Source organism: uncultured Phyllobacterium sp. (genome assembly GCF_902479695.1).
Classification (GTDB): Bacteria; Pseudomonadota; Alphaproteobacteria; order Rhizobiales; family Rhizobiaceae; genus Phyllobacterium; species Phyllobacterium calauticae.
This window is the reverse complement of record NZ_CABSQF010000007.1, coordinates 55027-68874: the sequence shown is the minus strand read 5'-3', so window position 1 is coordinate 68874 and position 13848 is coordinate 55027. Positions and strand designations below refer to the sequence as shown.

The window sequence follows — 13848 nt, the reverse complement described above, 5'->3', positions numbered from 1 at the left end:
GATACCATTCCGCACCGTCACATAATAACAAGAAGGGGACTGCCATGACATTCAAAACCACGCTCAAATCATCCTTTGCCGCGCTTCTGCTGCTGGGTGGTGCAACCATCGCCATGTCGGCAACAGCGGCGCGCGCCGACGCCATCGACGACATCACCAAAGCCGGCGTTATCAATGTCGGTGTCTTTGCCGACTTCCCGCCTTTCTCGTCGGCAAGCGCCGACATGACCCTGAAGGGTTATGATATCGACGTGGCACAGGCTCTTGCCGACGCATTGAAGGTCAAGCTCAAGACTGTCAGCGTTACCGGCCAGAACCGCATTCCCTACCTTACGGAACATCGCGTCGACCTGCTGATGAGCGTCGGCTACAGCAAGGAACGCGAACAGGTTCTCGATTTCGCTGCGCCTTACGCGCCGTACTACATCGCGGTGATCGGGCCGAAGGCGCTTGAGATCAAGAACAAGGACGATCTTGCCGGAAAGAGCATTGCCGTCAATCGCGGCACGCTGGAAGACACATCCCTGACTGCGGCGGCACCGGCTTCGGCCGATGTGAAGCGCTTCGACAATTACAACGCCGTCATCCAGGCCTTCATCTCCGGCCAGACGCAGCTCATGGTGGTGGGCAACGACGTGGGCGCACAGGTGCTCGCGCGGCAGGAAGCCCTTGCACCGGAACAGAAATTCCAGCTTCTGACGTCTCCCTCGCATATTGCCCTGAACAAGAAAGAAGACCGTCTCAAGCAGGCTGTCAACGATGCCGTCGCGAAGATGCTGGCGGATGGCTCGCTCAACAAGAGTTCCGAGGCCTGGCTGAAGACACCGCTCAATCCTGCCAATCTCAAGGATTGACCTGTGGGTTATGCGCTCGATTTCGGCTGGTTGAACGATGCGCTCGGCATGATTGCCAGCGGTGCGGCCATGACGGTCTTTCTAATCGTCGTGACCTCAGTCGCTGGCACATTGCTCAGCATCTTCGGTGCCATCGGGCGCCGCAGCCGCCATGCGATCCTGCGCAAGCTGGTTGCCGGATACGTCGAGCTCATCCGCAACACACCGTTTCTGGTGCAGCTGTTCTTCATCTTTTTCGGCCTGCCGCGCCTCGGCATCCGCCTTGATCCCGTGGCGGCAGCGATCCTTGCCATGACCCTGAACATGGCGGCCTACAGCACGGAAATCGTTGGCGCCGGGCTGGATGCCGTTCACAAGGGACAGACCGAAGCGGCGAAGGCGCTTGGCCTTCGCCCGAGGATCATCTTCATCAAGATCATACTGCCTCAGGCGTTGAAGGTTATCTTCCCTGCCCTGACCAGCCAGATCGTTATCATGATGCTGGAATCCGCCGTGGTTTCGCAGATCGCCGTGCGGGAGTTGACCTACGAGGCCGACATGCTTCAGGCGCGCACCTTCCGCGCTTTCGAAACCTATTTCATCGTGACCCTGGTCTATCTCGGGCTCAGTATCGCCCTGCGCAGGCTGCTCTATGCGGCCGGACGCCGATCGATTGCCGGAGGCATGGCATGATCGAATTCACCTTCTGGGACATAGCACGCAATCTGCTGCTGGCGGCCCGCTGGACAGTATTGCTTTCCATCGTTGCTTTCACCGGTGGTGCCATCGTCGGCGTGGCTATCCTCCTGGCACGCATCTCGAAACGCAACTGGTTGCGGCGCGGCGCCCAATATTACATCGGCCTGTTTCAGGGAACACCGCTGCTGATGCAGCTGTTTCTGCTGTTCTTCGGCCTGCCGCTGCTCGGCTTCCGCATCGAAGCCTGGACGGCCGCGGTGCTGGGTCTGACGCTCTGCGCCAGTGCGTTCCTTGCCGAAATCTGGCGGGGCGGCGTGCAATCGCTGCCAGACGGACAGTGGGACGCCGGCAGCAGTCTTGGCCTGCATTATTTCGCGCAGTTGCGGCTGGTCATCCTGCCGCAGGCCTTTGCCATCACACGGGCACCGACAGTCGGTTTTCTCGTGCAGCTGATCAAGAGCACGGCTTTGACGTCGATCATCGGATTTGAGGAACTGGTCAGGACTTCGAACGCCATCAACAATGCAACTTTCGAACCTTTCACCGTCTACGGGCTGGTGGCATTGATCTATTTTGTTCTGTGCTATCCGCTGACGCGCTACACTAAGAAACTGGAACTTCGTACCGCACAGCGCTAGAGCGCGCGCAGTGTTGGTAAAAGAGTGGGAATCAGCCAGAAACTGGCCAACAAGAAGGAGATCGGACTATGGATACAATTATCAAAACAGCCGTCAACCGGCGTACCGTGCTGGCTGCCGGGGCTTTGGGCACCGCAATGCTTGCCATGCCGTCCGTGCTGCGCGCGCAGGACAAGTCCCTGAAAATCGGCGTCTATGGCGGCTACTTCAAGAATTCGTTCGACAAGAACATTTTCCCCGAATTCACCAAGGCAACCGGCATTGCCGTTGAATCCGTCGCGGAACCGACGGGCGAAGCATGGCTGGTTCAGCTTGAACAGGCTGCCAAGGCCGGGGCTGCCCCCGCCGATATTTCAATGATGTCGCAGGTTGCCATGATCAAGGGCCAGTCGACCGAACTCTGGACGCCGCTTGACACGGCGAAACTGCCGAACGCGAAGAACCTGCTCGACCGTTTCATCAACAAATATCCCGATGGGCGCATCGCCGGTATCGGCGCTGTCGCATGGTATATCACGCTCGTGACCAATACCGATGTCTACAAGGAAGCGCCGACATCCTGGCAGGCCTTCTGGGATCCCGCAAACGCCGACAAACTCGGCCTGCTTGCCCTCGTTTCCAACTCGTTCCTTCTGGAAGTGACGGCAAAAACCTTCTTCGGCGGCACCAATGCCCTCGATACGGAGGAAGGTATCCTCAAGGTCTTCGACAAGCTGGCCGAAGTGAAGCCGAATGTCCGGCTGTGGTACCGCGACGAAGCGCAGTTCGAACAGGCGCTGAAATCAGGTGAAATCCCGATGGGCCAGTATTATCATGACGTTACCGGCCTGGCAGCGTCTGAGGGGCATCCTGTCCGCTCCACCTTCCCGAAGGAAGGCGGCGTCCAGGATTCAGGCTGCTGGGCGGTGTCGCGCGCATCAAAGAAGATCGACGAAGCGCATATCTTCATCGATTACATGAGCCAGCCAGCCATTCAGGCGACCCTGTCCCGCAAGGTGGGGACGGCTCCGACGGTCAAGCGCGAACTGCTCGACCTGAATGAAAAGGAGTTCGCGGCTGTATCGTCGGACATCGAACCTATCCTGCCGCGCTACGACCTGCTGACGACCAAGGCCGACTTCCTCAACCAGAAATGGACCGAGCTGATCGTTGGCTGATCGCGTTTGCCGCCGGTTGCGGATACGCTTTCCGGAACCGGCGGCAGCCTGCCGGATTCTACAAAGGTGAAACCCGGCCTATTCCGAACCGGGTTTCTTTTTAACGATGACGAATGAAACGAGGGCTCGATGTCCGGACTGGTATTGAACGGTGTAACCAAGCAATTTGGTACATTTACCGCCGTGGAGAATGTGCAGCTTTCCGTGCCGCACGGCACGTTTGTGTGCATGCTCGGGCCATCGGGCTGCGGCAAGACCACGCTCCTGCGGATGATTGCCGGGCTCGACGATCCGACCGGCGGCTCAATCCTGCTCGACGGCGAAGACATCACCAAGGTCCCGACCCACAAGCGCAATCTGGGCATGGTGTTCCAGTCGCTGGCCCTGTTCCCGCATTTGAGCGTTGGCGAAAATATCGCCTATCCCCTGCGCATTCGTGGCAAAGGCCGCGAAGACCAGAAAAAGCGCGTCGATGAACTGCTGGCCCTGATCCACCTGCCCGGCTACGGCGACCGGCCCGTTTCGAAACTGTCCGGCGGCCAGCGCCAGCGCGTGGCCATCGCCCGCGCTTTGGCGCTTTCGCCCAAACTGTTCCTGCTCGACGAGCCGCTCTCGGCGCTCGATGCAAAGCTGCGTGAAGCAATGCAGGTGGAACTGCGGCAGCTGCAGCAGAAGCTCGGCATCACCACCATCGTGGTGACCCACGACCAGCGCGAGGCCATGACCATGGCCGATACGGTGGTGGTCATGAATGGCGGCCATATCCGCCAGGCCGCCCCGCCGATCGAAATCTACCGCAAACCCGCCGATACGTTTGTCGCCGACTTCATCGGCTCGACAAATCTCATCGAGACGACGGCCGACAGTTCTGGCGCCGCCACCATCTTCGGGCACAGCGTGCCCGGTCTTCTCCTGCCTGCAGGCCTGCAGAAAGCAACGATTTCCGTGCGTCCGGAAGATGTGCACCTGACGGCGCCGGGCAATGGCGCCATCAACGGCACCGTGACCTTCGTGCGCGATCTTGGCGGCACCATAGAGACTTTCGTCGAAGCGGGCGGCAAGCAGATCGTCGCCGTCTCAACGCCGCGTGCCCGGCCTGAGGTGACAGCCGGACAACAGGTCGGCATCGTGCTTGCACCCGATGTCTGCGTGGTGCTGAAACAATGAAGCGCGAAGCCCCCCAATCCATAGCCGATTACGGGCCGCTGTTTTTCCCTGCGGGCATGCTGCTGGTGTTTTTCGTGGTGCCGTTCGGCACCATGATCGCTGTGAGTTTTTTCCAGCGCCAGCAGGGCGGCTTCTATACGCCTGCCTTCGTCTTCTCCAATTACGAGCGCTTTCTCAGCGTCTTCTTCGGCGGCGTCCTCGGCTTCTCGCTGATGCTGGCTGTCACTGTCGCTATCTGCTGCGTCGTGCTTGCCCTGCCCTTCACCTATCTCCTGTCCAAGCTGCCGCGCCGGTTGCAGGTGATCTGGCTCGTGGCCCTGCTCTCCGTACTGTCGCTGTCGGAAGTCATCATCGGCTTTGCCTGGTCCACCCTGTTTTCGCGCACGGCGGGGATCACCAACATTCTTGTCCAACTGGGTTTGATGAAACAGGCCGTCGCCCTGTCACCGAGCTTCGGCGCGGTGCTGACGGGTATGGTCTATCAGGCGCTTCCCTATACGGTCCTTGTCCTTTACCCCGCCCTTGTCCGCCTCGATCCCACCCTGATGGAGGCGGCGCGGACATTGGGTTCGTCGCCGGTGCGCGCCTTCTTCAACGTGCTTGTGCCGGCGCTGCGCAACACGATCATGGCGACGCTGATCATGGTGTTCATCTTCGCGCTGGGCTCGTATCTGCTGCCGCAGATTCTTGGCAGGCCGCAGCACTGGACGCTCTCCGTCCTCATCACCGATCAGGCGATCTACCAGTCCAACATGCCGTTTGCGGCGGCCATGGCCGTGTTTCTGGTGCTTGTGACGCTTGGTCTGGTGGCCCTGACATTGCTGATCGGACGCAAGGGAGAAAAGGCATGATGACCGCACTCCGACGCTTCTACTTCCTTGTCATCGGCCTGTTTCTGGCGCTTCCGCTCATCGTGGTTGCCGGCGTGTCGGTCAACGCGAAGCAGACGCTTGCCTTTCCGCCGCAGGGCTTTTCGCTGGCCTGGTACGGCGAAATCTTCCTCAATCCGGAATGGCGCAGTGCTCTCGTTGCCTCGGTCGTCCTCGCCACCACGTCGGCGGCTTTGGCCGTGCTGATTGCGCTGCCGCTTGCATGGTTCCTGTGGCGGCGCATTGCACCGTGGGCCAACATCTTTCAGGTCCTCGGCATTGCGCCGTTCACGCTGCCGCCGGTCATCACCGCGCTCGGCCTTCTGACATTCTGGGCCACCACCGGCTTCTATGGTCAGCCGTGGACCGCTGTCATCGGTCACGCGATCTTCTTCGTCACCCTGCCGCTGGTGACGCTGTCGCTCGGCTTTTCATCCATCGACCGCTCCTTCGTCGAGGCTGCGGCCACCATGGGCGCGAGTGACCGCACCATTTTCCGCACGGTCATCCTGCCGCTGATCCTGCCCTATCTGGTTTCCGGCTACGCCTTCGCTTTCGTCTTGTCGCTCAACGAGTATATCGTTGCCTACATGACCGTCGGCTTTACGCTGGAAACGCTCCCCATCAAGATTTTCAATGCACTGCGCTACGGCTATACGCCGACCATGGCCTCGGTGACCATTCTCTTCGTCGCCACCGCCGCCGTGATCTTCTCGCTGGTTGCAAAATTCGGCGACCTGCCCAAGCTGCTTGGTGCCATGGCCACGGACGACAAATGATGCGGATGGCAGCACTCCAGATGCAGGCGGTTTGCGGCGATGTCGGCGCCAATCTGGCACGCATCGAGCAAGCCGCAAAAGCTGCCGCCAAAGCCGGTGCCGACCTGCTTGTCGCGCCGGAACTCGCCCTGACCGGTTACGGTGCGGGAGAGACGATCACGGGATTGGCAGAGCCGGCCAATGGCAGACAGATCGATCGGTTGCAGGCCATATCCAAGACCAACGCCATAGCCATCATCGCGGGCTTTGCCGAACGCGATGGCGACCACATCTACAACAGTGCAGCCTTTGTCTGCGGCGATACCCAGCCTGCCGTCTACAGGAAATCGCATCTCTATGGCGATTATGAGCGGGCCCTGTTTACCCCGGCAAAACCGGCCAGCTGCATTGTGCCGCTTGCCGGGCTGAAGCTGGGCATGCTGATCTGCTACGATGTGGAATTTCCGGAGAATGTCCGCCGCCTGGCGCAGGCGGGAGCACAGATGATCCTCGTGCCGACGGCGCTTCCCGCGGGCCCATCCGGGGAATTCATCGCCGCGCACATGATTCAGGTACGCGCGTTCGAAAACCAGATATTTGTCGCCTATGTCAATCACGCCGGCAGCGACGAACGCTTCACTTTTGCCGGCCTCTCCCGTATAGCCGCGCCGGATGGCAGCCTCGTCGCTGCCTGCACGGACGCCAATGAACACCTGGTTTTTGCCGACATCGACCGGCACGCCTTTGCAGCGTCGATTGACAGCAATCCCTATCTGAAAGACCTGACGCGGACATGACCGACATCATCGACACCGACATTCTCATCATCGGCGCCGGCATTGCCGGCGTTGGCGTAGCCGCCGAGCTCGCCGATACGCACAAGGTGATCATACTCGAACGGGAGAGCCAGCCGGCCTACCATTCGACGGGACGTTCCGTCGCCATATTCCTCCCCAATTACGGCAACGATGTCATTCGTGCGCTCAATCATTTCAGCGCGCCGATGTTTGAACAGCGCGACACAAACCTGTTTCCCGAACCGCTGCTGACACCCCGTGGTGCCCTCACGATCGCCGATGAAACCGGCATTGCAAGCTGCGAGGACATGATCAAAAACGGCGTCAATGTCGAGGAGATCAGCGTAGACCGGGCCGTGGAAATGGTGCCTATCCTCAACCGCGATCATATCAAGGCGGTCTGCTATCAGGCTGAAGCGCAGGACATCGACGTGAATGCCCTACATCAGGGCTGGCTGCGCAAGGCGACGGGCCTTGGCGCCGAACTTCGCACGTCATGCGAAGTCATCCGTGCGAACCGGGTGAACGGCTTTTGGCTGGTCGAGACACCGGGTCAGACATTCCGCGCCCCTACGGTCATCAACGCTTCCGGCGCATGGGCCGATGTCATCGCAGGCATTTTCGGCGGCAAGCCGCTTGGGTTTACCCCCTTGCGCCGTTCGGTCGCCGTGCTGCCCGCACCGGAGGGATACGACACTCGCAGCTGGCCGGTGGTCGACGATGCCAATGAGAGCTGGTACCTCAAGCCTGACGGCGGACGATTGTTCGTCTCGCCCGGTGATGAAACCCCGGTGGAACCGCATGACGCCTATGTGGACGACATGATCCTCGCCGAAGGCCTCTACCGCTATGAACAGGCGGTCACGATACCGGTCAACCGTGTCGAACGGAGTTGGGCCGGGCTGCGCACCTTCGCGCCGGACCGTACACCCGTTGCGGGATTTGACGCGGAACTCAGCGGGTTCTTCTGGCTCGCCGGACAGGGAGGATATGGTATCCAGACTGCTCCGGCGCTATCGCAGCTTGCTGCCAAGCTCATCCGCCAGCAATCCTTGCCGGATGGTCTGGCAAACATCGCCCCGCGCCTGTCTGCTGCCCGCTTTCAATCAAGCAGGGGATAGCCGCCAAAAATCGCCGTCTGGCTGCCAACCTCCGAGCGGATGAAATCGCTGAGCACGCGGATGCGCGGCGTGTTGACGATATCCTCATGGCAGATCAGCCAGTAATCGCGATTGAGGTGCATTTCCTTTGGCAGCACCGGCACCAGTTCCGGATAATTGTAGGCAATGAAGTAGGGCAGGATGCAAAGCCCGAAACCCGAGCGGGCGGCGCTCAACTGGGCAAAAATGCTTGAGCTCTGGTAGGCCGGCCGCAGACCTGGAAGAATCTCGCGCATATAGTCGAGCCCGGGCGTGAAAATCATATCCTCGATATAGCCGATGAAGCGGTGAGCGGAGAGATCGGCGCGTTGCCGGATCGCCGGATGCCGGGCGAGATAGTCTTTCGCCCCATAGATGAACAAGCGGTAGGGCATCAGTTTTTCCTGATGATAGGGGCCCGTGCGTGTCGGATTCAGCGTGATCGACAAATCCGCCTCGCGGCGCGACAGCGAGACAATCTGCTGGATCGTCACCATTTCCACGGAAAGACTGGGGTAGGACTGCGCCATGATGGGCAGGCGGTTCGCCAGGAAGAAATTGGCTATCCCTTCCAGAATGCTCAAGCGCACGACACCGCTGAGCGAGACCGTTCCGCCGGAGGCTTCATTCTGAAAGCGCTCGGCTTCGCGCTCCATGATTTCAGCCGATTCAATCAGCTTCTCGCCGAGTGCCGTCAGGATATATCCACGCGGATTCCGCTCGAAAAGACGCGCCGAAAGCGCCTCCTCCAGCCTGTCAATGCGCCGGGAGACAGTGACGTGATTGGTGCGCAGGCGACGCGCCGCCGTCGTGAGCTGACCGGTCCGCGCCACCGCCAGGAAATATTGCAGATCGTCCCATGTGTATTGCCGCAAGGCGCACCCATATGTACGTATTTGTACTTATTCTGTGCGAAAATAGGTGTTTGTGTACTTATTTGTCAATGCTACAGTTTTTTCAACAGGATGGTTGCCCGCCGCAAGAAACGGGACAATCATAGGGGCAAGAAATATCCGGCAGAGAGGAATGGCTGACCGGATTGAGGAGGAAACCGAACCGATTGGGCGCAGACATCTCTGCGTCATGGCTTTGGGTCATTTTCAGCCGAGACGATCAAGTCCGCGACGGTCCATCATGCGATGATCCTGTGAGCGGCATTTCTTTGGGAGGAGAACAGAATGAAATTGTTGGCAATTGCAACCGCTGCCCTGATGGCTGCAACCGTTATGCCCGCTGCGAGTGCAGGCATTTCGGACGGCAAAGTCAAGATCGGCATCCTGAACGATCAATCCGGTGTCTATGCGGATTTCGGCGGAAAGTGGTCGTTCGAAGCGGCGAAGATGGCCGCCGAAGACTTCGGCGGCAAGGTTCTCGACGCGCCGATCGAGGTCATCACCGCCGACCATCAGAACAAGCCGGATATTGCCTCCAATATCGCCCGCCAGTGGTATGACACGGAGCAGGTCGATGCGATCATGGAATTGACCACCTCGTCCGTCGCGCTCGCCGTGCAGGGCATCTCCAAGGAAAAGAAGAAGATCGATCTTGTGACCGGTGCGGCCACGGCCGAACTGACCGGCAAGCAGTGCTCGCCCTATGGTTTCCATTGGGCCTATGACACCCACGCTCTCGCCGTCGGCACCGGCGGTGCGCTCGTCAAGCAGGGCGGCGATACCTGGTTCTTCCTTACCGCCGATTACGCCTTCGGCTACTCCCTGGAAGAACAGACGACCAAATATGTGACGTCGAAGGGCGGTAAAGTGGTCGGCTCCGTGCGTCATCCGCTGGCAACAGCCGACTATTCCTCGTTCCTGCTGCAGGCGCAGTCATCCGGTGCCAAGGTGATCGGTCTGGCCAATGCCGGTCTCGACACCGCCAATGCCATCAAGCAGGCCGCTGAATTTGGCATCGTATCGGGCGGCCAGCGTCTGGCGGCGCTGCTCTTCACCCTGGCGGAAGTGCATGGCCTCGGCCTTGAAGCAGCCCAGGGCCTGACCCTGACGGAAAGCTTCTACTGGGATCGCGACGACCAGTCCCGCGAGTTCGGCCGCAAATTCTTCAAGCGCACCGGCCGTATGCCGAACATGATCCAGGCCGCGACCTATTCCGGGGTCATGCAATATCTGAAAGCCATTCAGAAGGCCGGCACCGATGACACGGAAAAAGTTGCCGCTGCCATGCATGAAATGCCTGTCGATGACGTCTTCGGGCGCGGCGCCAAGGTCGGTGCCAATGGCCGCCTGATCAGCGATGTCTATCTGATGGAAGTCAAGAAGCCATCGGAAAGCAAGGAGCCATGGGACTATTACAAGGTTCTGGCCACGGTTCCGGGCGCTGAGGCCTATATAAAGCCAGCCGAAAGCGGCTGCGATCTGGCCAAGTAGTCCGGATGACAGCTTCGTTGAGCAGTACGGCATTCGGGGGAGGTCATGCCTCTCCCGGCAGCGCCGGTAACGCCGGATCCCGGGTGGTTCTCTCCGCCCGCGGCCTGCGCCGGGATTTTGGCGGTTTCATCGCCGTAAACAATGTGGATCTGGATATCCATCATGCGAAGGTCCACGCACTGATCGGCCCAAACGGCGCGGGAAAAACCACGGTTTTCAATCTCCTGACCAAGTTTCTGCAGCCGTCGAGCGGCACGATCACCCTGCTCGATCAGGACATTACCAGAACCGACCCGGCGAAAGTCGCCCGTATGGGGCTGGTTCGCTCATTCCAGATTTCTGCGGTTTTCCCGCATCTGACCGTTCTCGACAATGTGCGCGTGGCCCTGCAACGCCCGGCCGGCCTGTCAACGCAGTTCTGGCTGCCGACCAGCGCGCTCAACCGGCTGAATGATCGGGCCATGGAACTGATTACGGCCGTCGGATTGCACGACGCCCACAACAAACTGGCCGCTGACCTCTCCTATGGTCGCAAGCGCGTGCTGGAGATCGCAACGACGCTGGCGCTCGATCCCAAGGTCCTGCTTCTGGATGAACCCATGGCGGGCATGGGCCACGAGGACGTGCACATCGTTGCCGAGATCATTCGCGAGGTGGCCCGCGACCGGGCAATCCTGATGGTCGAACACAACCTGAAGGTCGTTGCCGATCTTTGCGATCAGGTCACCGTCCTGCAGCGCGGCGAAATTCTCATCTCCGGCGACTACCAGACGGTCAGCCAGGATGAACGGGTGCGCGTTGCCTATATGGGGACCGAACATGAGTGATCCCAAACCCCTCCTCGCCGTCCGCGATCTTCATGCCTGGTATGGCGAAGGCCACGCGCTGCATGGCGTCAATCTCGATATTCATGAGGGCGAAACCGTCACCCTGCTTGGCCGCAACGGCGTCGGCAAGACCACGACCCTGCGTTCGATCATGGGCATTATCCGCAAGCGCACCGGCAGCATCGCCTTTGACGGCAGGGATATGATGCGCGTGCCCCTGCACCGCACGGCCCATGCCGGCATCGGTTTTGTGCCGGAAGAGCGCGGCATCTTCGCGACACTCTCCGTCGATGAAAATCTCAACCTGCCGCCCATCGTTGCCAAGGGCGGCATGTCGATACCGGAGATTTATGATCTTTTTCCCAATCTGAAAGAGCGGCGCAACAGTCCCGGAACCAAACTTTCCGGCGGCGAGCAGCAGATGCTGGCCATTGCCCGCATCCTGCGCACGGGGGTCAAACTGCTGCTGCTTGACGAGCCGACCGAAGGACTTGCCCCGGTCATCGTGCAGCGCATCGGCGAAGTGCTGGTGACGCTGAAGCAGCGCGGCATGACCATTCTGCTGGTCGAGCAGAATTTCCGTTTCGCCAGCAAGGTCGCGGATCGCTTCTATGTGGTGGATCACGGCAAAATCATCGACAATTTCCATGTCCGGGAACTGCCGGAACGCATGTCCATGCTTAACGAAGCGCTGGGAGTCTGACCCATGACCATGATCTTCGGCGTTCCCCTGCAGGCCTTCCTCGGACAATTGCTGATCGGCCTCATCAACGGTTCCTTCTACGCCATGCTCAGCCTTGGCCTCGCGATCATCTTCGGCCTCTTGCGCGTGATCAATTTCGCCCATGGCGCGCAGTATATGCTGGGCGCCTTTGTCGGTTATCTGCTGCTTGCCCAGCTCGGCATCGGCTATTGGCCCGCCTTGATCCTTGCACCCGTCATCGTCGGCGTCGCCGGTGCGATCGTCGAACGCGTCGCACTCTCGCGTCTCTATAATCTCGATCATCTCTATGGCCTGCTTTTCACCTTCGGGCTCGCGCTGGTGATCGAAGGGACCTTCCGCTATTACTACGGTGCGGCGGGACAACCCTATGCAGTGCCCGCCGCTCTCACCGGCAGCTATAATCTTGGCTTCATGGTCCTGCCGAAATACCGTGCCTGGGTGGTGCTGGCATCCCTTGCCATCTGTCTTGCCACCTGGCTTCTGATCGAGAAAACCCGGTTGGGTTCCTATCTGCGCGCGGCGACGGAAAATCCGACGCTTGTTAGGGCCTTCGGCATCAACGTGCCGATATTGCTGACCTTTACCTATGGCCTCGGCGCCGCGCTTGCCGGTCTTGCGGGCATCATGGCGGCACCGATCTATCAGGTGAGCCCGCTCATGGGCACCAACCTGATCATTGTCGTGTTCGCCGTGGTGGTTGTCGGCGGCATGGGTTCCATTCTCGGCGCCATCGTCACCGGTTACATGCTCGGTATTTTCGAGGGCCTGACCAAGGTGTTTTACCCCGAGGCCTCCAATATCGTGATCTTCGTCATCATGGCGATCGTTCTGCTTGTCCGTCCGGCAGGCCTGTTCGGAAAGGAGGTCTGACATGACCGATACGACAGTTTCCCCAGGCCAGAAAAGCAGGTTTCTCAATCTTGAAATGCTGCTGATCCTCGTCGGCGTCGCGGCGCTCGTTCTCGCGCCCTTCCATTTCTACCCGGTCTTCCTGATGAAAGTCCTGTGTTTCGGGCTGTTCGCCTGCGCCTTCAATCTGCTTCTCGGCTATACCGGCATACTCTCGTTCGGCCATGCGGCATTCTTTGGTGGAGCCGCCTATTTTACCGCCCATTCCGTCAAGGAATGGGGCTTTCCGCCGGAGCTCGGCATCCTGCTCGGCGTCTTCGGCGCAACGATACTCGGACTGATCATCGGTTTCTTTGCCATCCGGCGTCAGGGTATCTATTCGACGATGATCACCCTCGCCCTGTCGCAGATGTTCTTCTTCTTCTGCCTGCAGGCGTCCTTCACCAAGGGCGAAGACGGCATTCAGGGTGTGCCGCGCGGCAAGCTCCTCGGCTTTATCGATCTGAACGATCCGCTCAACATGTATTTCTTCGTGCTGGCCGTGTTCCTCATCGGTGTCTTCATCATCTGGCGCATCATCAATTCGCCCTTCGGCATGATCCTCAAATCCGTCCGGGAAAACGAGAACCGCGCCATTTCGCTCGGTTATTCCGTTGCCCGCTACAAGCTTGCGGCCTTCGTCATGTCGGCAGCGCTCACCGGCCTTGCCGGCGGCTTGAAGGCGATTGTCTTTCAGTTTGCAACGCTGACCGATGTCAGCTGGCAGATGTCCGGCGAGGTCGTGCTCATGACCCTGCTTGGCGGCATCGGCACACTGGTCGGCCCGATCGTCGGGGCCGGTTTCATCACGGCGCTGGAAAACTATCTCGCCACGTCGGAATTCCCGGTCACGGTGATCACCGGCATCATTTTCATGGTCTGCGTCCTCGTCTTCCGCCGCGGCATTATCGGCGAGCTCTACGCCTCGCGGTTCGGCAAGAAACTCGAGAGCAGCTCCGGGCACTGAC

General features: G+C 59.7%; 15 protein-coding genes. 14 read left to right on the top strand and 1 reads right to left on the bottom strand.

The genetic code is table 11. The annotated features are described in order from the left end of the window. The first annotated feature begins 44 nt into the window (after positions 1 to 44). The 9 genes from RDL77_RS06410 to RDL77_RS06370 all read left to right on the top strand — a co-directional run bounded on the left by RDL77_RS06410 (position 45) and on the right by RDL77_RS06370 (position 8039). Positions 45 to 854, top strand: coding sequence for a transporter substrate-binding domain-containing protein (locus tag RDL77_RS06410; protein ID WP_223614857.1), 810 nt, complete (start codon positions 45 to 47; stop codon positions 852 to 854). Between the two features lie 3 nt (positions 855 to 857). Continuing rightward, entirely contained in the window at positions 858 to 1526 is a 669-nt protein-coding gene (locus tag RDL77_RS06405; protein ID WP_223614856.1) for an amino acid ABC transporter permease, read from the top strand. Continuing rightward, on the top strand, positions 1523 to 2170 hold the full coding sequence (locus tag RDL77_RS06400) for an amino acid ABC transporter permease (RefSeq protein ID WP_223614855.1): 648 nt from the start codon (positions 1523 to 1525) through the stop codon (positions 2168 to 2170). The genes RDL77_RS06405 and RDL77_RS06400 overlap by 4 nt, the downstream gene beginning before the upstream one ends. A 68-nt stretch (positions 2171 to 2238) precedes the next feature. Beyond that, positions 2239 to 3327, top strand: coding sequence for a PotD/PotF family extracellular solute-binding protein (locus RDL77_RS06395; RefSeq protein WP_226904731.1), 1089 nt, complete (start codon positions 2239 to 2241; stop codon positions 3325 to 3327). Between the two features lie 129 nt (positions 3328 to 3456). After that, positions 3457 to 4494 (top strand): ABC transporter ATP-binding protein, encoded by a 1038-nt coding sequence (locus tag RDL77_RS06390; RefSeq protein ID WP_288192219.1) that lies wholly within the window; start codon positions 3457 to 3459, stop codon positions 4492 to 4494. Further along, entirely contained in the window at positions 4491 to 5345 is an 855-nt protein-coding gene (locus tag RDL77_RS06385) for an ABC transporter permease (protein ID WP_288192218.1), read from the top strand. Before RDL77_RS06390 ends, RDL77_RS06385 begins: the two co-directional genes overlap by 4 nt. Further along, entirely contained in the window at positions 5342 to 6142 is an 801-nt protein-coding gene (locus RDL77_RS06380) for an ABC transporter permease (RefSeq protein WP_288192217.1), read from the top strand. The genes RDL77_RS06385 and RDL77_RS06380 overlap by 4 nt, the downstream gene beginning before the upstream one ends. After that, entirely contained in the window at positions 6139 to 6918 is a 780-nt protein-coding gene (locus tag RDL77_RS06375; protein ID WP_288192216.1) for a carbon-nitrogen hydrolase family protein, read from the top strand. Before RDL77_RS06380 ends, RDL77_RS06375 begins: the two co-directional genes overlap by 4 nt. Further along, on the top strand, positions 6915 to 8039 hold the full coding sequence (locus RDL77_RS06370) for an FAD-binding oxidoreductase (RefSeq protein ID WP_288192215.1): 1125 nt from the start codon (positions 6915 to 6917) through the stop codon (positions 8037 to 8039). The genes RDL77_RS06375 and RDL77_RS06370 overlap by 4 nt, the downstream gene beginning before the upstream one ends. Here the strand turns inward: RDL77_RS06370 and RDL77_RS06365 are convergent. Then, positions 8021 to 8932: a LysR family transcriptional regulator gene (locus RDL77_RS06365; RefSeq protein ID WP_223614849.1), complete on the bottom strand. Its 912-nt coding sequence runs from the start codon at positions 8930 to 8932 to the stop codon at positions 8021 to 8023. The genes RDL77_RS06370 and RDL77_RS06365 overlap by 19 nt on opposite strands. A 303-nt stretch (positions 8933 to 9235) precedes the next feature. Here RDL77_RS06365 and RDL77_RS06360 point away from each other — a divergent pair, with 303 nt between their 5' ends. The 5 genes from RDL77_RS06360 (at position 9236) to RDL77_RS06340 (ending at position 13847) form a co-directional block, all read left to right on the top strand. Then, positions 9236 to 10441, top strand: coding sequence for an ABC transporter substrate-binding protein (locus tag RDL77_RS06360; RefSeq protein ID WP_223614848.1), 1206 nt, complete (start codon positions 9236 to 9238; stop codon positions 10439 to 10441). 83 nt (positions 10442 to 10524) lie between these two features. Next, positions 10525 to 11268, top strand: a complete 744-nt coding sequence (locus tag RDL77_RS06355; RefSeq protein WP_223614942.1) for an ABC transporter ATP-binding protein — start codon at positions 10525 to 10527, stop codon at positions 11266 to 11268. Next, the gene (locus tag RDL77_RS06350; protein ID WP_288192214.1) at positions 11261 to 11971 is read left to right on the top strand and encodes an ABC transporter ATP-binding protein; all 711 of its coding nucleotides are present in this window, start codon (positions 11261 to 11263) and stop codon (positions 11969 to 11971) included. The genes RDL77_RS06355 and RDL77_RS06350 overlap by 8 nt, the downstream gene beginning before the upstream one ends. Positions 11972 to 11974: 3 nt before the next feature. Continuing rightward, a complete protein-coding gene (locus tag RDL77_RS06345) occupies positions 11975 to 12862 on the top strand; it encodes a branched-chain amino acid ABC transporter permease (RefSeq protein WP_223614846.1) in 888 nt (295 codons plus the stop codon). 55 nt (positions 12863 to 12917) lie between these two features. Next, positions 12918 to 13847, top strand: coding sequence for a branched-chain amino acid ABC transporter permease (locus tag RDL77_RS06340; protein WP_374042675.1), 930 nt, complete (start codon positions 12918 to 12920; stop codon positions 13845 to 13847). The last annotated feature ends 1 nt before the right edge of the window (position 13848 follow it).